A 22,119-nucleotide genomic window follows, 5' to 3' on the forward strand; every position below is an offset into this window, starting at 1 on the left:
GGACGCCTACACCTGATAGGTGGAGTTGATGATGGCGCCCTTGCGCGCGTAGTGGATCAGCGCGTCCTGCACATCGAGCGGATGCGCGGGGATCACGCCCTCGATGAGGTCCTCCTCGCGCGCGCCGTGCAGGGCCAGGCCGAACCGGCAGGCGAACACCTTGCCGCCCTCGGCGATGAAGGTGGACAGCGCCTCGTTGATGTTCTGCTCGCCCGGGAAACCACTGTCGCCGGTGGTCGGGAAGCCGCGGTTGGCGACGCAGTTGATCGCGCCCGGACCGTAGAAATAGATGGCCGATTCGAAGCCCTTGCGCAGCGCCCGGGTGGCCTGGAGTACGGCCACGAAACTCACCGACGACTCGTGCGCGATGCCGTGCACGAGCGTGAAGTACGTTTCCCCGGCCTCGGCGCGGTAGTCGGGGAAGATCTTGGTGGCGCCGTAGATGTTGGTGCCCTTGGGCAGCGCCGGGTGCGGGATCTCGGCCAGCGATTTCGCGATGTTCTCCTCGATCGCCTTGTCGATGTCGGAGGTGGTCTCGGTGGGTGCGGACATGCTGCAACTCCTGGGGAAGGTTTCGGCGGAATCGGTGAATTCGGTCCGGGGAGGTGGTTCACCGATGGAACTAGTTGACGCCCAGCGCATTTCCTGTTGGTCACATCCGGAGTAATTGGAGGTTGCCGAAACCTCACCGGCCGCTCTATGCGCCTCCTGCTCCGAACCGACTGTGCGACAACGTATCTCGTGTCCGCAAGGCTGTGAACAAGGATAATTTCAGAGGATCGGGCAATCGCCGCGTAATCCTCCTCCTGGACTTTTCCGAAGGCCGTTAACACTCGACCGCCGTGGACCCAACGAATCCGTAACACCCGCGGTGGCCGTCTCCGGAGGACGAACACGGTCCGCCGTCTCACGTCGCCGGATTTCTACGATATCGACGTCGCCCGCAGTCCAACGAGATGACGAAAAGGACTAGGCCTTTCGCTCGTTCGGAGGCACCGTCTCGTGATCACTCCTCCCGCACGAAGGTGTCGCTGTTGGTCAGCACCGCGTGTGCCCACGGCAGCGTCAGCCGCTCCGCCGGGGCGCCCGGCCGGGGTGGCTTGACGGCCTCGTCGGACACCAGGTGCCAGGCCGCGTGCAGCCGTCCCTCCCGCAGCAAGCCGGTGAACGAGCAGATACTCGCGATATCGCCCGGCGCGGAGAACGCGAAATGCGCGCACGGTCCCCGATGCAAACCCTGGATAGGTACCGATGCCCCGGCGAACGCGCTGTCACCGAGAGCGGTCTCGAAGGTCCCTCGCAGGATGCCGTCCCTGTCGTCGGTGATCACCAGCAACGACCCGTACTCGTTGCGCCACCGGCCTTTCCAGTTCTTGTCCGATACGGTTCCCATACCGGCGGAGTACCCATCCGGGGACGGTTCTCCTCAGCCTCGACGCGAACCGAACATCGGCGGGCCGACCTCCTAGCCTCCCGTCGCCGCCGACGCACGCTCGCCCGCGTGCAGCAGTTGTTCGTTGAGGTGGGCGCGGGAGGCGTCGACGTGGTGGGCTCCGCCGGAGGCCAGGTCGGCGGTGATATCGGTGCACGCTTTGGCGGCGGCGGTCGCGCGGGGGATCGCGGTGTGCTCGTAGGCGCGAACGGCTCGGTCGAGGTCGGGGTGGGTGGCGAGGGCGGCGGCCAGGTCGGTGCCGTCGAGCAGGGCGAGGTTGGCACCGACGCCATAGGGCGGCATCAGGTGGGCGGCGTCGCCGAGCAGGGTGACGCCGGGGACGTGGTCCCAGCTGTGGCCGACCGGAAGCACATACAGGGGACGATTGACGAAATCGGTGCTGTGGCGGATCAGGTCGCGCAGACTGTCGTGCCAGCCGTCGAAGCTGCCCAGCAGGTGCTCGCGCACCGCAGCCGGATCGTCGAGGTCGACGCCCGCGTCGACGTGCCAGTCGACGGGAACGTCGGCGAGTCCCGCGTAGACGCTCAGGCGGCCGTCGTCGGCGCGTTGCGCGGACAGCATCGTGGCGCCGGCGGTGGCCATGAGAGTGCCGGAGCCGACGAGGGTCGCCAGGGCGGGATGGCGGTCGAGATCGGTGACGGAGCATTCGATGACACTGTTGCCGAGGTAGGCGGGGGTCACCGCCGAAACGGCCGGTCGGATGCGCGACCAAGCGCCGTCGGCACCCACCACGAGGTCGAAGTCCTCGGTGGTGCCATCCGCGAAATGCAGGCGAGGGGTCGCGTCGACGCGGGGCGTGACCCGCTCGACCGGCCGCCCCCACTGCACGGTGCCGGGTTCGAGCGAGTCCAGCAGCAGTTCGCGCAGTCGGCCGCGGTCGATCTCGGGTGCGGAGCGCTCGCCGACTCCGGGGAGTTCGTGGTGCAGTAGTTCGGCGGTGACCGGATCCACGGCCCGCATCTCCTGGGCCTCGGGGCGGGCCGAGGCGAGGAACCGCTCGAACAGCCCGAGGGTGCGCAGCGCGGCCTGGCCGGTGGGGACGTGCAGGTCGAGCATGCCGCCCTGCCGACGTGCTCGCGGTGCGGTGTCGCGTTCGAAGACGGTTACCGCGAATCCGTGGATACGCAGGCCGCCGGCACACGCCAGTCCGCCGATTCCGGCACCGACCACGGCGATACGCGGGGCAGGGGAGTTCATCGTGATCAAGTCCTTCGAGGGAGGGAGGTCGGCGACTCGGCCGAGGCTGCGTCAGAAAACCACAACCACTACAAACATGCAACCGCTAAAGTTTTTTACCGTTACACCTTTTCGGGGGTACGGTGTCGCCATGAGCGAACCGATCGGCCGACGTGAGCGTAAGAAGGCGCAGACGCGCAAGGCGTTGGCCGACGCCGCGCTCGAACTGTTCGTGGCCCGCGGCTACGACCAGGTGGGGGTCCGGGAGATCGCCGACGCGGCGGATGTGTCGGTCACCACGCTGTTCAAGTACTTTCCGACCAAAGAGGCGCTGGTCTTCGATCTCGACGAGGACGTCGAGGCGGCGCTGGTGGCGGCCGTGCGTCAGCGTGCGCCCGGCAGGACTCCGCTCGCCGCTTTGCGCGAGCACCTCCGCGGCTGGGTAACGGCCGTCGCCGCGGCCCCGACTACCCCCGCCTTCGCTCGCCTGATCGAGGAGACTCCCGTCCTGTCCCAATACGCCAGCCGTATGTGGCTGCGTCACGAAACGGCGCTCGCCCGCGCTATCGCCGCCGAAACCGGTGCTGCCGCAGACGATATCGCCTGCGCGGCCCTCGCTCGCTTCGCGCTCGAAGCCGTCGAGCTGGCACGTGGACAACCCGATCCGGGCGAGGCGATCGACACGATCTTCGACCTGCTCGACCGAGGCTGGTCCGGCACCCCGCCCCCTGACCGCCACTAGACAGAGGCCTCGAGGCCTTCTCCCGGTGCCCCCGTTATCGCTGGCCGGCTCAGCGGGTGGTGTACGCGCCGCCGTTGAGATGGATCGTCTGCCCGGTGAGGTGGCGGGCCTGCGGTGAGGCCAGGAATTCGACCAGCGCGGCTACTTCCGCGGGGCGTCCCGGACGCTTGTCGTGCGTGGCCGCGACGAGTTGGGAGAGTCGTTCGCCGGTGAGGCGGCCCTGGAAGAAATCCGTGTCCTCGATGTAGCCGGGTGCCACCGCGTTCACGGTTACCCCGGCCGGACCCAGCTGCGCTGACAGGCCCGCCGACCACGCGGCCAGGGCGGCCTTGGCCGCGCCGTAGGAATTCCCGGCGTACTCGGCGCCGATCGACCCGATGTTGATCACCGATCCGCCCGAGCGCAGCCGATCCCGCAGCGCCGTCGTGGTCAGCACCGCGCTGAGCAGGTTCGCGGCCAGATTGTCGTGCCAGCGCCGGGCGGTCTCCGCCAGCGACTCCGGTTCGGGGCCCGCGAAATCGGCATTGCCCCCGGCCATGTTCACCAGTACGTCCACACTCGGGCCCACCTGCGCGGCGAAGTTCTCGACGCTCGCCGGATCCGTTGCGTCGCAGCGGATTCCGACCACGCCCAGTTCGTCGGCGGTCTGCCCGACCCGGTCGGAGCGCCCGGTGATCACCACCTCCTCGCCGAGCTCGGCGAAGCGCTGCGCGACCGCGCGTCCGAGTCCGCGGCTGCCGCCGGTCACCACGATCGTTCTTGCCATCGTTTCCCTTCCGTCGATATATTTAGCGCTAAACATACACCGCTCGGGAGAATCGGGACAGGACGAATGACACTCGACACAGTGCCGACGGCGGCACAGATCGCCGCCGCCTGGAACCGTGAACTGCCCGGCGCGCGAACGCGATCCATCGAGATCATCACTCCGCTGTGGGGCGTGGCGAAGCTGCTCGCCGACGAGCGGCAACGCACCCTGCGCCGGCTCGGCATCGACGAGTCGACCCTCGACCTGCTCAGCACCCTGCGCCGGGCGGGCGAGCCGTATCAACTCACCACCCGGCAGATCACCGCCCGCAGCCTGGTCACGGCCGGGGCCATCTCCCAGCGTCTGGCGCGCGCCGAGGACGCGGGGCTGATCACCCGCGCGCCGACCACCTCGTCCCGCCGCGGCGTCCTGGTCACGCTGACCGCCGAAGGGCACGAGGTGATCGAGCGCGTGGTGCGCGAATTGTTGGACTACGAAACGACTCTCACCGATCGACTCACCGGCGACCAGCAGGCCGCCCTCACCGACGCCTTACGCTGCCTCGCCGCCGCCGTACGCCCCGGCCACGAGTTGTGATCCGCCGCAACGGATTACCCTGACGCCCGCGCGGAATGGGACTTCGGCGGTGGTCGGATCGGCAGATGCCCTGCGCGAGCCGGCGATGGTGGGCGCACGTTGCCGAGGTTCTGTGGATGGCGTTGCGCGGCGGCCGAATCAGGTTGGGGGAGGGGTGGATTCGGCCTCGGCGAAGCGGTCGGCGATGTCGCGGGCGGTGACTTTCGCGAGGTCGACGAGGAAGGGGACGCGTTCGGCGATCATGAGGGTGGTCGGGCCGCGCAGGCCGAGGGCGAAGCGGCAGCGGCCGGAGGGGTCGAGGATGGGCAGGCCGATGGTGCGGAAGCCGGGGTCGAGTTCTTCGTCGTTGTAGGCGTATCCGCGGTCGCGGGCGTGGTCCAGTTCGGCGCGCAGCTCGGCGGGGCCGGAGACGGATCGATCGGTGCCCTCGTCGTAGGGCAGGTCGCGCAATTCGTCGTCGGTGGTGTCCGACCAGGCCAGCAGCGCCTTGCCGAGGGCGCTGGCGTGCAGAGGCAACCGTACGCCCTGCAAGCGGTGCCCGTCGCTCTCGCGCCAGCGGCTGGTGCCGAGCAGGACCGCGTGGATGCTGTGCCGGATGGCGACCGACGCGCTGGCGCCGGTGGTGTTGGCGAGCTGTTCCAAACAGGGTTCGGCGAGGTAGATCCGGTGCTGCCGATAGGCGATCTGACCGTATTCCGCGAGCGCGCCGCCCATCCGGTAGCGGCTGGATTCGTCGTCCTTCTCCAGGAATCCGGCGTGTACGAGCGCGGCCAGCAGGCGATGGGTGGTGCTGACCGCGAGCCCCTGCTGCCGGGCCACCTCGGAGACACCGCGCTCCTGCCCGTCGCGGAAGCAGTCGAGGACCGACAGGGCACGGGCGACGGTCTGCACACCGGAGGCTTCCACGCGAGCGACGGTAGCACAGGCGATCGAACGTCGGCGCCTGGAAGTTTCCGATTGATGGAAAGCGAGCGCAGTGAATCGGTCGCCCTCCGAAGTCGCCTTCTGCACAGGTAGACGCGATGGCCGACGACTTATAACCCCGCTGAATTCCGTTGTCAATCCTTCCAATCCACGGAAAGGATTACCTCGCGGTGCCCGGTGCGGATGCCTAACGTCCGACGGCAGTGATCGGCTCTGCGGAAGAGGTACTCCACGATGTTTGGCACGCGGCACCGCCGCCGGCGTCTCGCGCTCGCGCTCGTTCCCGTCGCGGTGCTCGTCGCCGCGTGTGGCTCGGGCGCGACTACGGGCGTCGACCACGGGACGGTCGTGATCAAGGTGGCCGATCCCGGGAACGAGGGCCCGCTGGCGGTCGGGAAACGGGACGGCACGTTCGACAAGGCGCTGGCGCCGTTGGGCGCGCGCGTCGAATGGGTCACCACCACACCGGGTTTCAGCTCCATGCTGAAACTGTTCAACACCGGTCAGCTCGACGTGTCGGGCGCCGCGTTCAGTCCGGTGGTGGGCGCGCTGTCCAAGGACGTCGCGGTGCGCATCGTGGCGGTCCAGGATCCGGCGGGCAAGGATCAGAGCGGCATCATCGCGACTCGTGATTCCGGCATCCGCGCGGTATCCGACCTGGTCGGGAGGCGGGTGGCGGTCAACCCGGCGGCCAAGGGCGAATACATCCTGCTGAAGGCGCTGGCCCAGGCCGGTGTCCCCGCGGACAAGGTGACCCGAGTTCCCTTGCAGCAGAAGGACGCCGCCCCCGCCTTCGCCACCGGCAAGGTCGACGCGTGGGCCTCGTTCCTGCAGCCCTACCAGGAGGCCAAGGCCAACGGCGGGGTGGAGATCGCCACCGAGCAGAGCATCGGATCCCAGGACAACTCGGTCGTCGTCTTCCGCACCGAGGTCCTCGACGAGCATCCGGATATCGCCGCCAAATACCTGGAGGTGCTGCGGGAGCTGACCGCGCGCCAGCGCACCGATCCCGCGGCCTTCGAGAACGTCTTCGAGACGACGGGGCCACGGGCGTTGTCGGGCCAGCGGCTCGCGGACGCGCTGCGAGTCGGTGCGGAGGCCACCGTGCCGCGGCTGCCGCTGGACTCCGACGCCGCCGCGCTGGCGGACGTGGTGGACCTGTTCCACGCCAACGGTGTCGTCTCGCGCAAGATCACCGCCGCCGACATCTTCTACGACCTGCGCTCGAAACTGACACCCGAGCAGCTCGGCGCACTGCGGGCAGGGCAGTGAGATGGCGACCGAGGTGACGGCCCTCGCTCTGGCACCGCCGCGTTCGAGAGCCGAACGGTCCAGGCCCGCATGGCTTTCGGTGACGCTGCGCTTTCTCCTGCCGGCGGTCTTGCTGCTGGCATGGTGGCTGGGGTCGGCCACGGGCGCCCTCGAGCCCCAGGTGCTGGCCGGGCCGCCGAAGGTGTGGTCAGCGGGCGTCGAACTGCTGCGCAGTGGTCAGCTGCTGGACTTCGCGACCGCCTCGCTGCTGCGCGCGGTGTTCGGGGTCGGGCTCGGGGTGTCGGCCGGGCTGGTGCTCGGCCTGCTGTCCGGGTTGTCGAGTCTCGGTGAGGAACTCGTGGATTCGACGATGCAGATCGTGCGCGCGGTGCCGTTCCTGGCGCTGGCGCCGCTGTTCATCGCCTGGTTCGGCATCGACGAGCTGTACAAGATACTGCTCATCGCCGTGGCGACGGTGGCGCCGATGTACGCCTACACCTATCTCGGCGTCCGCAATGTAGACCGCAAGATGGTCGAGGCCGCAAGGGGTTTCGGGCTGGCCGGGCCGCGCCTTGTCCTGGAGGTGGTGCTGCCCGCGGCACTACCCGGTGTGCTCATGGCGCTGCGCGTGTGCCTGGCCATCAGCATCACCGGCCTCATCGCCGCCGAACAGGTCGGCACCACCGAAGGCATCGGGTACCTGGTCACCTTGGCGCAGGAGTACAACCGCACCGATTACATGGTGTTGTGCATCGTGCTCTACGCACTGCTGGGCTTGGTGTTCGACGGCATGGTGCGGCTGGTGGAACGATTCGCGATGCCGTGGCGCGGACAGGTGGCGATGCGATGACCACGGTCTCGGAAACCGTTGCGGTGCAACCGCATTCCACCGCCGAGGTGGCCGTGTCGATCACCGGCCTGCGGAAAGCGTTCGGCGACAAGGTGGTCCTCGACGGCGTCGACCTGACCATCCGGCGCGGCGAGTTCGTGGTGCTGCTGGGACCCAGCGGCACCGGGAAGACCACCTTGCTGCGGCTGCTCACCGGCCTGGAGACACCGGACATCGGCACGGTGCTGGTCCCGGACCGCCGCACCACCGTGTACCAGGAGCCGCGGCTGATCCCGTCCAAACGGGTGCTCGCCAATGTGACTGTGGGCCAACGGCGTTCGCGGAGCACCCGGGAGGCGGGCCTGCGCGCCCTGGCGGAGGTGAACCTGGCGGGCAAGGCGCGCCAGTGGCCCGCGACGCTGTCCGGCGGCGAGGCCCAGCGCACGGCCCTGGCCCGGGCGCTGGTCCGCGAACCGGACCTGCTGCTGCTGGACGAGCCGTTCGCGGCCCTGGACGCACTCACTCGGCTGCAGATGCAGGAACTCGTCGGCGAACTGGTCGCACGACATCGCCCGGCGGTGCTGATGGTCACCCACGACGTGGACGAGGCGGTCCGGCTGGCCGATCGGGTGCTGGTACTCGACCACGGCCGCTTCGCCGCCGATCTCACCCTCGAGCTCGCCCGCCCGCGCGAGCACAACGACCCACGGGCCGTGCGCTACCGAGCGGCACTGCTCGCCCACCTCGGCGTCGGCACCTCGCCCGCCGAAAACCTCCGGGAGCAGCACACATGACAACATCAGCACACGAGCCCGCGCTCGACACCCTCTGGTACACCCGCTGCCCGGTCCCGACCGCCAGCGGCCTGGCGCACAGCTTGGGCTGGCTGAGCGAGACCGCCGCCCGGAACGACCTGCGGTTCGGCGTCCTGCAGGATGCCGGGCCGGAACTGGCGGTGCGGCATTTCGATCACACCCTGTCCGGGCTGATCCGCGAGGGCGGCAATGTGCCCGCCCTGGCCGCGCGCGCTCACGGCTCGCCTACCCGGCTGATCGGACTGACCTGGATCGACGAGGCACAGGCCATATTGGTGGGCCCGGATTCGCCGATCGGCTCAGCCGCCGACCTCGCCGGGCACCGGATCGGGATCCCGGCCTGGGCCCAGGATCAGGCGCGGAGCTTTCCGCGCGCGATGGCGTTGCACGGCTTCGCGAGCGCACTGCGCCTCGGCGGCCTCGGCTTCGGGGACGTCACCGTCACCGAGGTCGGTGTGGACCGGAATCCGCAGGTGCGCACCGAAATTCAGCAGCGCGGCCGCAGTGTCACGTGGGGCGTCGACGAACTGCTGCGGGGTGACGTGGACGCGATCTATGTGAAAGGCGCACGGGCGCAGGAGATCGCGCGGGAGCACGGCCTGCGGGTCGCCGTGGATCTCGACGCCACCGAGAGCAAGCGATACCGGGTGAACAACGGGACGCCGCGGCCGATCACCGTGCACGCCGACCTGCTGGAGCGGCGGCCCGAGGTCGTGGTGGGCTTCCTCGCTCAGAGCCTGCGCGCGGCCGACTGGGCCGCCGGGAACCTCGACGGGGTCCGTTCGGTGCCACAGCGCGAAACCCTTTCCGGCCCTGACGGTGTCGTCGCCGCCTACGGCGCGGACTTCCACCGCGGTCTGCACCCCTCGCTGTCGGAGGAACGCCTGGAGCTGATCGGCATCCAGAAGCAGTTCCTCTACACCCACGGATTCCTGGCCGCCGATTTCGACCTGGCCTCCTGGGTGGCGCACGAACCGCTGCGCCGGGCACAGGAACTCGTCGCGGCCGAACGCGCGGCGGCATGAGCGGCGGGCACGCGGAGCCCTCCGCGCCGGAATTCCTGTGGCGGTTGCCGACCCGCGGCGACGGCCGCCGGGCCGATCCGGGTTTGCGGCATCGCGGCGGTTTCGCCGGGCCCGCGCCGATCAGCCCTGCCACCGATGTGCGGCCCGGCCGGTTCGGGCCGTTCGACGACCTGCACCAGATCATCGACGCGGCGGAACTGTCCGGCCTGGACGGAGTGCTCGCGCCCTACGACCCGGACGGCGAGGAGTCGTGGATCGTCGCGGGCGGCGCGCTGCGGGCCACCCGCCACTCCCGCGTCGTCGTGGAGTTCCAGCCCGCCTTCGGCACCCCGGTCTACGCGGCGAAGATGTCGGCCACACTGCAACGGCTGTCCCGCGGGCGACTGGCGTGGCGGCTAGCCGTGGACACCGACGACGCCGAGGCGCGGGCGCGCGGCGACCGCGTCGGCGGGGACGACCGCTACGCCCGGGCGGCCGAATTCCTCACCGTCGCCCGCGGCGTGTGGAATGCCGAGCCGGTGGCCGCCGCCGGATTCCGGGGGACCGGATTCGATTACGCCGGAGAGTATTTCGATGTGGTGGACGGCGGGTTCCGAGGCATTCTGTCCGGCCTGCCCTTTCCCGAGGTCCAGCTGACCGGCGACTCCGACGCGGCCCTACGGCTCTCCGCCGAACACGGCGACGTCCACGTCTTCACGGAGACAGCGGAGGGGCCCGGCCGTTCGCTCACCGCGCTCCGGGAGCGGGCGAGTCGCGCGGGCCGGACGGTACGCGCCGCGCTGGAACTGCCGATCATCGCTCGCGAGACCGACTCCGAGGCCTGGGCGCGGGTGCACCGGCAGTGGCGTGAATTGCATCCGAGTGGTCCGGACGCGCAGGCGTGGCGTATCGGCGACGACCGCTGGGCGGGATTCGCGGATCTCGGCTATCCGCAGGCCATCGGCCTGGTCGGCAGCTACGAGCGGGTGGCGCGGCGGTTGCGGGACTACGTGGCGGCCGGGGTGGACACCTTCGTGCTGTCCGGCCACCCGCACATCGAGGAAATACACCGCGCCGGGGAACACCTGCTGTTCCGCGCCGACCCGGCCGGTCGCACCCTGAGGGCGCAGGAGGCCCCCGCATGAGCATCGACATCTATTGGCGCATCGGCATGGAGGGCGATCACGCGTCGCTGCGCACGCCCCGCCGCTACAACCGCGGCCACGCCAACGGCTACGGCCCCGGCAATATCGCTCCCGCCGTCCGCCACGGCGAGCTGGACGGCTACGGCTACATCGACCATATGGCGGCGGTCGCCAAAGCCTCCGAATCGGCGGGTTTCCTCGGCGGGCTGCTGCCGTCCTTCCCGGTCACCGAGGACCCGTGGGCGGTGGCGTCCGCGCTGGCCCGCGAGACCACCACCTACCGATTCATGGTCGCCTTCCAGCCCGGCTTCCTGCATCCGGTGCAGGCGGCCCGGATGTCGGCGAGCCTGCAACGCGCCACCGGCGGCCGGCTGGTCTACAACATCATCAGCGGCGGGGGAGGGCCGGCCCAATTGTGGTGGGGCGACAAGGTTTCCCACGACGACCGGTACGCGCGCACCAGCGAATTCCTCGACGTGCTGCGCGGCGTGTGGGACGGCGAACCGTTCGATCACGACGGCCGCTTCTTCCGTACCGCGGGGGCGACGCTGCCGACGGGCCTTGCGGGACAACCGTTCCCGGAGGTGTACTTCTCCGGCTCCTCCGCCGCCGCCGTGCAGGCCGCGGGACGGCACGCCGACTACTACCTGTCTTGGCTCGAGCCCTACGCCGATCTGCGCGCCAAATTCGACGGTGTTCGCGCGCACGCCGAAACCGCCGGTCGCACACCGAAATTCGCCGTACGTATCGACATCGTCGCCCGCCACACCGAGGAGGCGGCGTGGGCGGAGATCGAGCAGGGTTGGGCATTCGTCGATCGCGACGCGGCGAACCGCGCCGCGAAGGGTGACTCGGTCGGCGCGGCGCGCATCCAGGGCTGGGTGCCCGAAACCATCACCGGATACCGCGATCTCGAAGTGCAGCCGAACGTGTGGTGCGGCTTCAGTCTGATCCGCGGCGGGCCCGCGTTCGGTCTGGTCGGCAGCTACGAGCAGGTCGCCCAGCGGCTCGACGAACTGATCGACCTCGGCGTCGACGCCTTCATCCTCGCCGGTAACCCTCATCTGGAGGAGGCCTATCGCGTCGGTGAGGAAGTGCTGCCGCTCCTCGGCCGCTCCCGCCTCACCGCGCCGACCCCTGCGGCGACATCCGCCGCGCTGCTGTAAACCCAGACCCCCAACAGTTCTCAGGAGTACAACCATGTCCGTCCGTGTCGGCTACTTCCCGCACAACAACTCGCTGTTCGTCCTGCGTCACCGCGGCATCCTCGAACGCACGCTGCCCGATGTGGAATGGGTCGACCTGCGCACCCTGCCGCAGCCGGAGCCGGTCGATCCGGCGACCGCGCTGCCGTCCCAGCACTCCGACTGGCTGTTCACCGATATCGGCTACGACTTCATCGGCACCGGATTCACCCCGCCGGTCACCGCGCTCGGCAACGGCAGAGACATTGTGTACGTGGGGATTTCGGGGCCACGGGTCGAGAACGGCCGGTTGGTCACGCTGGCGTCCTCCGGTATCGAGTCGGTGGCCGATCTCCGCGGCAAGCGGGTCGGAGTCGCGCACGGCTCCTGGCAGACGACCCTGGTGCTGTTCGCGCTGGACAACGCCGGACTGAACTGGTCGGACATCGAACCGGTCGACACCGGGGTGCACGACGGCGGGCAAGCATTGCTCAACGGCGAACTCGATGCGTGGGTCGGCGCCTATCCGAGCTTGAGCGCGATCGAAGCCACCGCGGACCTGCGGACCCTCGTCGCCACCGACGGCCTGTTCAGCCACCCCTCGCTCTGGTTCACCCGCCGGGACTTCGCCGAGAACCACCGCGACGCCCTCACCGCGATCATCGACGCCCTGCAGGAATCCGACGCCTGGATCACCGAAAACCCCCGCGCCGCAGCACAATACTTCGTCGACGACGTCATCGCCCGCGGCGGTACCGCCGAACTCGATGCCTGGGAAGCGGCCCTGCGCGGCCGCCCGTTCGGCCTCAACCCCGTCACCGACGCATTCCTCGACGAACAGCAGCGCGCCGCGGACCTGCTCGCGGCCAATGGATTACTGCGCGCGGGAGTGCGGGTGCGTGACGCCGTCCTGCCGTGGATCGGGACGATCGTCGACGCCGCGAAGGCAGGCGTCTGATCCCGCGGTGCCCGGAAGGGTCTGCAACGATCGGGATCATCCGGAATTGCGCTGACGGGAGCCCGCAGGTCTTTCCGCTGAGCCGTCAGTCGGCGAGGATCCGCTCGACGCCCTCCCGATAGGTGGTGACCTGGAAGTCGGGAAAGCGGGCCGCGAATTTCGAGCTGTCGAAGATGTTGTCGTCGCGGTAGCGGCCGATCAGCTCGTACATTTCGTCGAGCGGCTCGACGAAGCGGCGGCCGAGGCGGAAGGCGAGCATCGGCAGCACCGTGTAGCCGATCTTGCGGCCGGTGACCTCGCCGGCGATCTCGATGAGCTGGGCGTAGGTCTGCCGGTTCGGGTCGATCGGCAGGTGCCAGGTCTGGCCGTAGGCATCGGGGGTGTTGCCGAGCAGGGCCAGCGCCCGGCCCGCGTCGGGGGTCCAGATCAGGGAGCGCTCGGTGTGGGCGTCGACCGGGACGAACGGCCGCTTGCCCGCCCTGATCCGGTCGAACACCAACGAATTGGTGTAGCTCTTGGTCGAGCCGGGCCCGTAGAACTCGGGGGCGCGGCCGATGAGGCCTTGAATACGGCCGGACCGCACGGCCTCGAGCAGCATGGTGGCGAGTTCGCCCCGGACGCGTCCCTTGCGACCGCTCGGTGCGAATGTTGTCGACTCCGTCTGGGGCGCAGACGTTCCGGGATACATGTAGGTGTTGTCGAAGAAGACGAGCTTGGTCTCGTGTTCGGCGCAGGCGTCGATGACGTTGCGCATGATGACGGGGAACCGACGCTCCCACAGCTCCGAGTCCAGGGGCAGGCCGACGGTGAGGTAGGCGATCTCACTGCCCGCGACAGCACGGCTGGTGGCCTCGGCGTCGGTGAGGTCCGCGGCCACGAGTTCATCGGTGTCGCCGACCCGCGACGGCTTGCGGCTCACGAGGCGAATGTCCTCGATGTGGTTGCGATGGAGCTCGTTCACGAGTTCGTCGGCGATCGGTCCGCCGGCGCCGAGGACGGTCTGCATGCGGTCTCCTCGAGGTGATGGGGCGGTGTCGTGCCACCGAACGATCCGTGCGCTATGTTTACAGTGCTAACACAGTGTAGAAGGACGAAGTAAGCAATGTCAACATCGGAGAAAACTGGCTACCATCACGGCGACCTGCGCGCGGCGCTGCTGTCGACCGCGATGGAGATGCTCGAAGCCGGGGAGCCCTTCTCGCTCCGCGCGATCGCGCGCCGGGCGGGCGTGTCGCCGACGGCGCCGTACCGCCACTTCAAGGACCGCGGCGCGCTGGAATCCGCACTGGCCGTCGAGGGCTTCCGGGACTTGCTGGCGGATCTGGACGAGGGGCGCAACCCGCCCGCCTCACTCCAGGACCTGGCCGAGTTCGCGGTCGCCTACGTCGCCTTCGCGCTGCGGCGTCCGGCGTTGTTCCGCGTGATGTTCGGCAAGCCGTGCGACGACGCGGACGACGAGCGGGTCAAAGCCGCCGACGCCCTGCACGAGCTGCTGGCCGACGCGCTCGACCAGGTCTTCCCCGAGGCGGACGCCTCGGCCCTGGCGTCGGGCGGCTGGGGCCTCGCTCACGGGCTGGCCTGCCTGTACCTCGACGGCAAGCTGCACGCGGCCTCGAACGAGGAGGTCGCCGAGCGGGTGCGCGGCGCCTTCCTCGCCATCGCGTCGGTCGGCTCCTGACGCCCAGCCTCGCGCCCTGCGTTGTTGACAGTGCTTACATGCCGTGCGATCCTCGGTGTTGACACCGCTTACATTGGAGGAGAGTCGATGGCATCGACCGGCAAGCTGACCGAGCGGACCGAGGACCTGCGCTCGCTGAAACCGATCCGGACGATCCAGCTCGACGTCACCACCGAAGGCCAGCTGGCATTGCACATGCCGGTGCCCACCTCCGTGCAGGATCGGAGCTGAGGACGATGACCAAGCGTGTCCTGAATGTCGTTACCAATGTCGGCCACTACGACGACCCGTCCCACCCGACCGGGCTGTGGCTCTCCGAGCTCACCCACGCCTGGCACGTGTTCGAGGAGGCGGGCTTCGAGCAGGCCCTGGTCAGCCCGGCGGGCGGCCCCACTCCGCTGGAGCCGCGGGCGCTGAAGTTCCCCAACTACGACAAGACCGCCAAGGCCTGGCGTGCCGACCCCGCGAAGATGGATCTGCTCGCGACCACGAAGAGCCCCGAGCAGATCGACTCCGCCGACTTCGACGCCATCTATTTCACCGGCGGCCACGCCGTGATGTACGACTTCCCCGATTCCGAAGGCCTGCAGCGCATTACCCGCGAGATCTACGAGCGCGGCGGCATCGTGTCCTCGGTCTGCCACGGCTACTGCGGCCTGCTCGACACCCGCCTCTCCGACGGCTCCTACCTCATCGCGGGCAAGCACATGACCGGCTTCGCCTGGCAGGAGGAGATACTCGCCCGCGTCGACAAGCTGGTGCCCTACAACGCCGAGGAGCGCGCGAAGCAGCGCGGCGCGCTCTATCAGAAGGCGAAGCTGCCGTTCGTGTCCTACACCGTCGTCGACGGCAACCTCGTCACCGGCCAGAACCCGGGCTCGGCCAAGGCCACCGCGCGAAAGGTCGTCGAGGCGCTCGCGGGCAACACGTAGATGAGGGTGCCCGGCGTAGCATCGTCGATCGTCGCTGCCACTGCGGGCAACACGCCCATAGTGTCTCGAACGCGGTTCGTTCCGATCCGTCTCGAGCCGGACCGCCCGATGCGGCTACTCAGCCCGCCGTGAAGTATCGGGCGGTCCGGTGCTGGATCAGTGCGGAAGTCGATCCGCATCCTGATAGCAACGCCACTGCATAGTCTTCGGCAAGGTCTTGCATCGTTCGATCAGCTGCTCGTACCGGGACTTTTCTTTGGGTCCGGCCACACTGCTGCCATTGCCATTGCTGTCCAGGTTGCCCGCCGAGCCGGTAGAGCCGTCGCTTTCGGGAGACTCGGCTACGGCGTAACCGCCGTCCACTCCCGCCGGGCCGAGACCCGGGCTCGCCGTGGCGGTGCCGGCGGCCAGGGCAATCGGCACCGTGACGGCGAACAGCCCGGCGGCGAGAACGCGGGGAATCCGGTGAATCATGTGACTCCTTCTCGAATCGAAACGGAACACTTGATCAACACCGGAACCCTAGCCGAACTGCCAGAACCTGCATCGCAACCCGGACATACCAGCGTTTTCGGGCACTAAGGCCGCGCGGCTTCGATCGGAGCCCAGCACGTGCAGGCGATGTTCACCGTGCGACCAGCCCTGACCGTAGCCACCACAGAGCAAGCCGAACCCTTTGCGCGACAATATGTTCGGTCGCCTCTGCGAATGACTCAGGGATCGGATTCCGTGCACAATGCCTGCCACTTCACCCGAACTCGGCAGCGGGGCTGGGTCGTATCGCCGACGAGGAGATGGTGTGGAAGGGGGCGGCGCGCTCGGTGCTGTTACCGGGTTCGGTGGGTGAGGTCGGTGATGGCTCGGGCGGTGGTGGCGGGTGCTTCGCGGGGGACGAAGTGGCCGATGCCTGGGAGGACGTGGCGTTGGTAGGGGCCGGTGAAGTATCGGCGTTGGGTTTCGGTGGTGTGGGGGAGGTTGTCTCGGTCGTCGGCGCCGTGCAGGACGACGGTGGGGGCTTCGATCGGTGGGTGGGTGGCCAGGTGTTGGTCGAGGTCGGCGTATTCGGGGGCGCCGGGTTGTTCGCCCCATCGGTTCAGGTAGGCGTGGGCGGTGATCCGCGGCCAGTCGTCGTTGTCCCAGGCGCGTGCGGTGCGGGCGAATTCGGATTCGGTGAATTCCCATGCCGGGGACCAGGTTCGCCACAGGTAGCGGCAGATCTCGCGGCGGTCCTCGGTGAAGGCGCGGCGGCCGCGCTCGGTGGCGACGAACCATTCGTACCAGTAGGCCCGGGCCAGGTCGTAGGGCACGGGTGTGGTCGGTCCGCTGGCGGCGTATCCGGCGGAGAGGGCGACCAGGCCGTGTACCAGGTCGGGGCGGCACGCCGCGACCGCGTATCCGGCGCGGGCGCCCCAGTCGTGCCCGGCGATCACGACGGGACCCAGTTCGAGGGCGTCGATGAATGCGATGAGGTCGTCGGCCAGCGCGGCGGTCTCCCCGCTGCGCACCGAATCGCTGGAGCGGAAACGGGTTTCGCCGTGCCCGCGCAGCGACGGCAGCAGCAGCCGGTGCTCTCGCTCGAGCAACGGAACGACCTCGCGCCAGCAGCCGACATCGTCGGGCCAGCCGTGCAAGAGCACCAGCGGAATCTCGTGGGGGTTGCCGGCCTCTTCGTAGGCGATGTCCAGGTAGGTGGTGCGCACCGAATTCGTCATCGCGATCGCTCCTTCCCGCCACCCCTTGCGTGGAGCGTCCAGCGGCGGTCGTCGTGCGCTGTCGGCGACATTCACCAGATGACGACATTCACCAGGAACTGCGCGATGATCTCCGGCAGAATCCCCGGGCCAGCGCTGAACGACGCCTTGCCCCGCGCCGGAAGAATGCCGACGCGGTAGCACTGGCCTGACGCAGCAGCTCGCCGCCGCGGCCTGGCGGTGGCCACTCGGGGTGGCTGGCGGGCTACTTGTCGAAGGCGTCCTTGATCTTCTCGCCCGCGTCCTTGATGTTGGATTTCGCCTGGTCGGCCTTGCCTTCGTTCTCCTTGTCGGCATCGCCGGCCGCTTGGCCGAACTTCTCCTTGGCCTGTCCGGTCAGATCGTCGAGCTTGTTCTTGGCCTTGTCCGTGGCGCTCATTGCGATCTCCTTTCGTGAGGAGTCCGGTGGCAGTTGCCGCCGGCCCACAACCGTCATTGCCTCGGAAGCCGTCGTCAAACACCGCCCTGTCATGATCGTGGTGGCGTACCCGCGTGATCGTCCCGGGAATTCATGAGGAGGATGCGGTGCTCACGATCGTGCAGATATCGGCCGCTGTGGCGGCGCTGGTGCATTGCCTCATCTTCGTGCTCGAATCCGTGCGGTTCGCCGATCCCGCGGTCTACCGGCGGACTTTCCGCGTGGCCGACACCGAGCTGGCCGCGGTCCGGAGCTGGGCCTTCAACCAAGGCTTCTACAACCTGTTTCTCGCGGTCGGGGCCTTCGTCGGTGTCGGGCTCCTGCGGGGCCTGCCCTCGGCGGGCTGGGCGCTGCTGCTGATGAGTTGCGGTTCGATGCTCGCCGCCGCGGTCGTGCTGGTGGCCAAGGATCGTCGCTTCGCGCGGGCCGCCGCCGTGCAAGGTGTCTTCCCCGCGCTGGCCCTGCTGGCTGCTCTGACGCAGCTCTGAATCCGGGGCGGCAGCGCCGGTTCGCCGACGGCGTGGTTCTACCGCAGCTGGTCGAGGAATTCGTTGACCGCTGCGGCGAAGCCGTCGGGGTCGTTGGCGTAGACGAAGTGGTCGGTGTCGAGTTCGACCAGGCGGGTGTGGGGGCGACGCTCGGCCATGGCCTGGGCCTGGTCGGCGGGAATGGCGCCGTCGCTGCCGCGGATGATCAGGGCGGGGCAGGTGCCGGCGAGCCAGTCGGTCCAGTGGTCGCCGTGGACCTGCTCTTCGGAGTCGATGATGTCGAGTGGATGGAACGGCAGGCTCCAGGTGCCGTCGGCGCGTTCGCGCACGAGCGCACCGAAATGGCTTGCCAGTGGGCCCATTTCGTCGATGAGCTGTCGTCGGGTGGGCGCCTGGTGGGGCAGGGCGCGCAGGAATTCGAACGGGTTGGTGCCGTCGAGTCCGAGTGATACGGCCATGTCGGCGTTGATGATCGCCTCGACGCGTTCGGGATGCCGGGCGGCGAGCTGGTAGGCATTGAGCCCGCCGACCGAGTGCCCGAGCAGCACCGCCCGCTCCAGGCCGAGGTGGTCGAGCAGCGCCAGCACGTCGGCGACGTATCCCTGACGCGAGTAGTCCGCCGGGCGGTCGGAGTAACCGTGTCCGCGCTGGTCGAGTGCGATCAATCGCCAATCGGGACCGAGGCGCTGGGCCAGCCCGGTGAAGCTCTCGGCGTCGGACATGTGGCCGTGCAGTGCCAGCAGCGGGCGTCCGGTGCCGCCGAAGTCGAGGTAGGACAGGCTGCGGCCGGCGATGTCGAAGGAGGTGCGGATGGTCGTCGTGGTCATTGTCGGGCTCCGTTCTCGTTGTGCTGACATGACAGTAACGAGGGTTAGACAAATGTGCAAGACATTTGTATAAGACGGAGGTTCTACGTTGTTTCCGCAGGTGAAGGTGGTGGTGAGGAAGGAGGGTGCCGGTGACCCCATGGCGCTCGCTTGGTCATGTTGCGAATCTCGGCCCTCGTCCGATGATGCCTATAGCACCGTGTCGACGCGGTGCGCAGCCGCCGCTTCGGCGGCCCGGAGAGGAATGATCGCTATGCCGAGCGATGTCGATGATCCCCGTCCCACCGGTGCCGACAACACGCCGGACGAGCCCGCTCCCGTACCGGTCGAACTGCCGCCCGACCGAGATTGGGTGAAGTTCGAGCCGGTTATGCGGGAGGCGGTGCCAACCGATTTCCTGACGCGGCCCTTCGATCGTGACGAGGGATGAGTGACCAAGGCAAGGAATACGCGGCTCACATCGCCGGTGAACTGAAGGCCGAACACGATCGGCGCGATGCCGTGAACAGCCGTGCCGCAGCGTCACTCACCGCGACCACGGCTCTGGTCACGTTGGTGGTCGCCGTATTCACCGTCTTGAAGGGTAAGGATTTCACCCTCGACGGAGGCGCCAAACTCACGCTCGTCGTCGCTCTGCTCGCGATGCTCGCCACCGCCGCGCTGTCGCTGCTCGCCGGATTGGCGAAGTCCTACGACGCCGTCGATCTCGACACGCTGCGCGCCATGACGAACGCGCACTGGACCGATTCCGAAACCACCGCGCGCAATATCACCGCGTTCTGCAACATCCGCTCACTTGAGACACTGCGCAAAGGAACGAACCTCAAGTACCGAATTCTGTGGGTGGCCGGAATCTGCCAGATCGCCGCCGTCTTCGCCTTGATCGTGTGCACGGGCTTCGTCGTCCTCTGACACGCGCGTTCAGCGCGAGTTTCGGAAAACGGCACGGATTTCGGCGGCGATCGGCGCGTCGTGCGGGGTGAACCGCCGATTGGGTTGAAACGGTGTGTCCCGCATCGCAAGTCGTCACACTGGAGGCAGACAACGGTGTTCCCTCTTTCGGTAACGACTACTGGGGTTGTTCGACATGACTACAACGAGGGATCTCGAGGGCTCGCTGCCGCAGCTGGCCCGACGCGCATGGCAGATGATCGCGGCAACCGGGGTGTTGTCGGTTCTGCTGGGCGTTCTCGTTCTGGCCTGGCCCGGTCCGACGCTCGTCGTCGCCGGGGCGCTGTTCGGCATCTACTTGGTGGTGTCGGGAGTGCTGCAATTGGTCGCCGCATTCGGTGAGCACGCGCCGCCCGGACTGCGAGCATTGGCATTCATCAGCGGTGCGCTGTCGCTGATTCTGGGTTTCTTCTGCTTCCGTGACGTGCTCGAGTCGATTCTGCTGCTGGCCTTGTGGATCGGCATCGGCTGGATGTTCCGCGGCGTCACCCTGCTGATGGCCGCGCTGTCGGACCCGGCGGTGCCCGCCCGGGGCTGGCAGGCATTCTTCGGACTCGTCGTCGTGGCCGGCGGCGTCGTTCTGATCGTCTCCCCGATCCGCTCGCTCACGGCGCTGACACTCGTCACCGGATGGTGGCTGATCGCCCTCGGCATCGTGGAAATCGCCCACGCCATCCGAATGCGCCGCAGCGCCACCGAATCCCAGGGCGGGCCGTAACGACATTCGGACCCGCCCGGCGGGTGGTCCGTTTGCGGACGAGCAGTGTGTAATGCGTCGATGTGAACTCTCTCAGTAAGGGAGAGGCCTCCGATGTCAGCTGTTCGTGCCTACAAGCAACCGTCTGAGTAATCCTGCGAAAGATCGCTAGCGTGCCCTCATGGACACCATGGCGGTTGTGGAAGACCTCGACGTCCCGGTCGTCTCGGCTGCCGAGACAAGCGGACTGGTCGTCGAGATCGCGGCAATGGACTTGGAGCCGCCCGCTCTGACGGGCCGGGTCCTGCTCCACTGTGCCGATGGCGCACCCCGTCGGGTGCCGACCGTTCTGACCGACTGGGCCATCTCGATGCTGGCCGCCGACCGACTCCACCGCCGCACCGACGGCACCTCGCTGTTCCCCTGCCGAGCCGAATTCAGGATCGTCGACGGAATCATGGAAGTCACTGTGCTGTGAGCCAGGGCGAGAATTCGCGGATCGGAACTCGCGGACTCCTCCCGGTGCCGCCGTCGAAACTCGTACCGGCCGAAGATAATTCGCATCGCCTCGGACCGGCCCGGAGCGTCGAACACGCATGCCGTTCGATCGTGTGACTGGGGTTGTGACAATGCGTGGCGGTGATCGCCCTGTTTACCGAGATTGGTTGGGGCGAGGTTATCTGCGGGTTAGTTCGAGGCGCAGGACCTCGGCGACGGCGTGTGGGCGGAGTGAGGGGGCGAGGTGGCCGCCGGGGATAGAGATCGTGTTGATGCCGAGTAGGTTGGCGAGGGCGTGTGTGCAGGAGGGGATTATGCCGGTTGTGGTGGTTCCCACGGCGGGCAGGAGTTTGCTTGCGTGCTGGCGGAGGGCGTCCGGGTCGGGGTGGTAGCGGCGTACTGCCGGGGCGTCGTGTGTGAGGAAGTAGGTCAGGTTTGCGGCGCTGTCGGCGTCGGGGATCGGAAGGGCCGTGCCGTCTTCGCGGTCGGTGGGGTCGAGTTCGATCAACTGGGCGAAGCGGGACATTGCCGCGGCCACGCCGGCCGTGCGGTGGGTCTGCTCGATCTCGCGTTGCGTCTCGGCCAGTGCGCTTCGGTCCGGTTCCGGCAGGAGTGCGGACAGCGGTGGTTCGTGTGCGAGCACCACGCGCACGGCGCCGGGGTGCCGGGTGAGCAGTTCCAAGGCGACGACCGCGCCGATGCTGCTGCCGAACACCGCGGCAGGGGCGTCGGTCACCGCGGCGAGGACGGCTGCGGCGTCGTCGGCGTGCACGGACAGCGTCGCGGGCCGGGCTGGTGAACTGCTGCGGGACAGTCCGCGCCGATCGAACGCGACCACGGTGAAATCGGATTCCAGCCGCGCGGTGAGTTCGGCGTAGGCGTCGGCGTCACCGGCTCCGCCCGGGAGCAGCATCAACACCGGCCCCGCCCCGGTGGTCCGATAGAAGATCCGGGCACCGGTGACCTCGAGTACGCCCTCCATCACGCACCCCACGATCGCCCGTGCGTCCGCGCGGCGGGCCCGCCCTGAGCCCGGCCGGACTGCGCTTCCCG

General features: G+C 68.3%; 27 protein-coding genes and 1 pseudogene. 17 read left to right on the plus strand and 11 right to left on the minus strand.

The features are described 5' to 3' along the window. Window positions 1-6: 6 nt before the first annotated feature. The 3 genes from IU476_RS26275 to IU476_RS26285 all read right to left on the minus strand — a co-directional run bounded on the left by IU476_RS26275 (window position 7) and on the right by IU476_RS26285 (window position 2,650). A complete protein-coding gene (locus tag IU476_RS26275) occupies window positions 7-552 on the minus strand; it encodes an MSMEG_0572/Sll0783 family nitrogen starvation response protein (RefSeq protein WP_195104430.1) in 546 nt (181 codons plus the stop codon). Window positions 553-1,006: 454 nt separating this feature from the next. Beyond that, the gene (locus IU476_RS26280; RefSeq protein WP_195104431.1) at window positions 1,007-1,393 is read right to left on the minus strand and encodes an avidin/streptavidin family protein; all 387 of its coding nucleotides are present in this window, start codon (window positions 1,391-1,393) and stop codon (window positions 1,007-1,009) included. Between the two features lie 72 nt (window positions 1,394-1,465). Next, on the minus strand, window positions 1,466-2,650 hold the full coding sequence (locus IU476_RS26285) for an FAD-dependent oxidoreductase (RefSeq protein ID WP_195104432.1): 1,185 nt from the start codon (window positions 2,648-2,650) through the stop codon (window positions 1,466-1,468). A 130-nt stretch (window positions 2,651-2,780) separates the two neighbouring features. Here IU476_RS26285 and IU476_RS26290 point away from each other — a divergent pair, with 130 nt between their 5' ends. Then, on the plus strand, window positions 2,781-3,371 hold the full coding sequence (locus IU476_RS26290) for a TetR/AcrR family transcriptional regulator (RefSeq protein WP_195104433.1): 591 nt from the start codon (window positions 2,781-2,783) through the stop codon (window positions 3,369-3,371). 49 nt (window positions 3,372-3,420) lie between these two features. Here the strand turns inward: IU476_RS26290 and IU476_RS26295 are convergent, their stop codons facing one another. Then, window positions 3,421-4,137 (minus strand): SDR family NAD(P)-dependent oxidoreductase, encoded by a 717-nt coding sequence (locus IU476_RS26295; protein WP_195104435.1) that lies wholly within the window; start codon window positions 4,135-4,137, stop codon window positions 3,421-3,423. Between the two features lie 66 nt (window positions 4,138-4,203). Here IU476_RS26295 and IU476_RS26300 point away from each other — a divergent pair, with 66 nt between their 5' ends. Next, complete coding sequence (locus tag IU476_RS26300; RefSeq protein ID WP_195104437.1) at window positions 4,204-4,716, plus strand: MarR family winged helix-turn-helix transcriptional regulator; 513 nt, start codon at window positions 4,204-4,206, stop codon at window positions 4,714-4,716. Window positions 4,717-4,854: 138 nt separating this feature from the next. On the opposite strand, the gene IU476_RS26305 is transcribed toward IU476_RS26300, so the two are convergent. Beyond that, window positions 4,855-5,622, minus strand: coding sequence for an IclR family transcriptional regulator (locus IU476_RS26305; protein ID WP_195104439.1), 768 nt, complete (start codon window positions 5,620-5,622; stop codon window positions 4,855-4,857). A 252-nt stretch (window positions 5,623-5,874) separates the two neighbouring features. On the opposite strand from IU476_RS26305, the gene IU476_RS26310 reads away from it, so the two are divergent. The 7 genes from IU476_RS26310 to IU476_RS26340 are packed head-to-tail and all read left to right on the plus strand — an operon-like array spanning window position 5,875 to window position 12,826. Then, the gene (locus tag IU476_RS26310; protein WP_195104440.1) at window positions 5,875-6,912 is read left to right on the plus strand and encodes an NrtA/SsuA/CpmA family ABC transporter substrate-binding protein; all 1,038 of its coding nucleotides are present in this window, start codon (window positions 5,875-5,877) and stop codon (window positions 6,910-6,912) included. Window position 6,913: 1 nt separating this feature from the next. Further along, window positions 6,914-7,741 (plus strand): ABC transporter permease, encoded by an 828-nt coding sequence (locus IU476_RS26315; RefSeq protein WP_195104442.1) that lies wholly within the window; start codon window positions 6,914-6,916, stop codon window positions 7,739-7,741. Beyond that, on the plus strand, window positions 7,738-8,514 hold the full coding sequence (locus tag IU476_RS26320; RefSeq protein ID WP_195104444.1) for an ABC transporter ATP-binding protein: 777 nt from the start codon (window positions 7,738-7,740) through the stop codon (window positions 8,512-8,514). The genes IU476_RS26315 and IU476_RS26320 overlap by 4 nt, the downstream gene beginning before the upstream one ends. After that, window positions 8,511-9,560: an ABC transporter substrate-binding protein gene (locus IU476_RS26325; protein ID WP_195104446.1), complete on the plus strand. Its 1,050-nt coding sequence runs from the start codon at window positions 8,511-8,513 to the stop codon at window positions 9,558-9,560. Before IU476_RS26320 ends, IU476_RS26325 begins: the two co-directional genes overlap by 4 nt. Continuing rightward, the gene (locus IU476_RS26330; RefSeq protein ID WP_195104448.1) at window positions 9,557-10,684 is read left to right on the plus strand and encodes an LLM class flavin-dependent oxidoreductase; all 1,128 of its coding nucleotides are present in this window, start codon (window positions 9,557-9,559) and stop codon (window positions 10,682-10,684) included. The genes IU476_RS26325 and IU476_RS26330 overlap by 4 nt, the downstream gene beginning before the upstream one ends. Further along, window positions 10,681-11,850, plus strand: coding sequence for an LLM class flavin-dependent oxidoreductase (locus tag IU476_RS26335; RefSeq protein ID WP_195104450.1), 1,170 nt, complete (start codon window positions 10,681-10,683; stop codon window positions 11,848-11,850). The genes IU476_RS26330 and IU476_RS26335 overlap by 4 nt, the downstream gene beginning before the upstream one ends. A 34-nt stretch (window positions 11,851-11,884) precedes the next feature. Beyond that, the gene (locus IU476_RS26340) at window positions 11,885-12,826 is read left to right on the plus strand and encodes an ABC transporter substrate-binding protein (protein ID WP_195104452.1); all 942 of its coding nucleotides are present in this window, start codon (window positions 11,885-11,887) and stop codon (window positions 12,824-12,826) included. Window positions 12,827-12,911: 85 nt separating this feature from the next. Here IU476_RS26340 and IU476_RS26345 read toward each other — a convergent pair whose 3' ends face one another. Next, window positions 12,912-13,832, minus strand: coding sequence for an NAD-dependent epimerase/dehydratase family protein (locus IU476_RS26345; RefSeq protein ID WP_195104454.1), 921 nt, complete (start codon window positions 13,830-13,832; stop codon window positions 12,912-12,914). A gap of 96 nt (window positions 13,833-13,928) precedes the next feature. On the opposite strand from IU476_RS26345, the gene IU476_RS26350 reads away from it, so the two are divergent. The 3 genes and pseudogenes from IU476_RS26350 to IU476_RS26360 all read left to right on the plus strand — a co-directional run bounded on the left by IU476_RS26350 (window position 13,929) and on the right by IU476_RS26360 (window position 15,436). Next, entirely contained in the window at window positions 13,929-14,504 is a 576-nt protein-coding gene (locus IU476_RS26350) for a TetR/AcrR family transcriptional regulator (protein WP_195104456.1), read from the plus strand. Between the two features lie 120 nt (window positions 14,505-14,624). Next, window positions 14,625-14,735, plus strand: a pseudogene (locus tag IU476_RS26355) (acetoacetate decarboxylase family protein); the annotation flags it as partial. Between the two features lie 5 nt (window positions 14,736-14,740). Continuing rightward, a complete protein-coding gene (locus tag IU476_RS26360) occupies window positions 14,741-15,436 on the plus strand; it encodes a type 1 glutamine amidotransferase domain-containing protein (protein WP_195104458.1) in 696 nt (231 codons plus the stop codon). Window positions 15,437-15,592: 156 nt separating this feature from the next. Here IU476_RS26360 and IU476_RS26365 read toward each other — a convergent pair whose 3' ends face one another. The 3 genes from IU476_RS26365 to IU476_RS26375 all read right to left on the minus strand — a co-directional run bounded on the left by IU476_RS26365 (window position 15,593) and on the right by IU476_RS26375 (window position 17,566). Further along, complete coding sequence (locus IU476_RS26365; protein WP_195104460.1) at window positions 15,593-15,910, minus strand: hypothetical protein; 318 nt, start codon at window positions 15,908-15,910, stop codon at window positions 15,593-15,595. Between the two features lie 353 nt (window positions 15,911-16,263). Further along, window positions 16,264-17,148, minus strand: a complete 885-nt coding sequence (locus tag IU476_RS26370; protein ID WP_195104462.1) for an alpha/beta fold hydrolase — start codon at window positions 17,146-17,148, stop codon at window positions 16,264-16,266. 244 nt (window positions 17,149-17,392) lie between these two features. Further along, window positions 17,393-17,566, minus strand: a complete 174-nt coding sequence (locus IU476_RS26375; protein ID WP_195104465.1) for a CsbD family protein — start codon at window positions 17,564-17,566, stop codon at window positions 17,393-17,395. 146 nt (window positions 17,567-17,712) lie between these two features. Here IU476_RS26375 and IU476_RS26380 point away from each other — a divergent pair, with 146 nt between their 5' ends. Then, window positions 17,713-18,093, plus strand: a complete 381-nt coding sequence (locus tag IU476_RS26380; RefSeq protein ID WP_195104466.1) for a DUF1304 domain-containing protein — start codon at window positions 17,713-17,715, stop codon at window positions 18,091-18,093. A gap of 38 nt (window positions 18,094-18,131) precedes the next feature. Here the strand turns inward: IU476_RS26380 and IU476_RS26385 are convergent, their stop codons facing one another. Then, window positions 18,132-18,920 carry an alpha/beta fold hydrolase gene (locus tag IU476_RS26385; protein ID WP_195104469.1) on the minus strand — a complete coding sequence of 263 codons (789 nt, stop codon included), beginning with the start codon at window positions 18,918-18,920 and terminating at the stop codon, window positions 18,132-18,134. Window positions 18,921-19,173: 253 nt separating this feature from the next. Here IU476_RS26385 and IU476_RS26390 point away from each other — a divergent pair, with 253 nt between their 5' ends. The 4 genes from IU476_RS26390 to IU476_RS26405 all read left to right on the plus strand — a co-directional run bounded on the left by IU476_RS26390 (window position 19,174) and on the right by IU476_RS26405 (window position 21,046). Continuing rightward, window positions 19,174-19,350, plus strand: a complete 177-nt coding sequence (locus IU476_RS26390) for a hypothetical protein (protein WP_195104470.1) — start codon at window positions 19,174-19,176, stop codon at window positions 19,348-19,350. Continuing rightward, window positions 19,347-19,832, plus strand: coding sequence for a hypothetical protein (locus IU476_RS26395; protein WP_195104472.1), 486 nt, complete (start codon window positions 19,347-19,349; stop codon window positions 19,830-19,832). Before IU476_RS26390 ends, IU476_RS26395 begins: the two co-directional genes overlap by 4 nt. Before the next feature lie 175 nt (window positions 19,833-20,007). Beyond that, window positions 20,008-20,589 carry an HdeD family acid-resistance protein gene (locus IU476_RS26400; RefSeq protein ID WP_195104474.1) on the plus strand — a complete coding sequence of 194 codons (582 nt, stop codon included), beginning with the start codon at window positions 20,008-20,010 and terminating at the stop codon, window positions 20,587-20,589. Between the two features lie 160 nt (window positions 20,590-20,749). Next, window positions 20,750-21,046 carry a hypothetical protein gene (locus IU476_RS26405; protein WP_195104476.1) on the plus strand — a complete coding sequence of 99 codons (297 nt, stop codon included), beginning with the start codon at window positions 20,750-20,752 and terminating at the stop codon, window positions 21,044-21,046. Window positions 21,047-21,244: 198 nt separating this feature from the next. Here IU476_RS26405 and IU476_RS26410 read toward each other — a convergent pair whose 3' ends face one another. Continuing rightward, window positions 21,245-22,048: an alpha/beta hydrolase gene (locus IU476_RS26410; protein ID WP_228824389.1), complete on the minus strand. Its 804-nt coding sequence runs from the start codon at window positions 22,046-22,048 to the stop codon at window positions 21,245-21,247. Window positions 22,049-22,119 lie beyond the last annotated feature (71 nt).

Origin of the sequence: Nocardia blacklockiae (genome assembly GCF_015477355.1) — a bacterium.
Lineage (GTDB): Bacteria > Actinomycetota > Actinomycetes > Mycobacteriales > Mycobacteriaceae > Nocardia > Nocardia blacklockiae.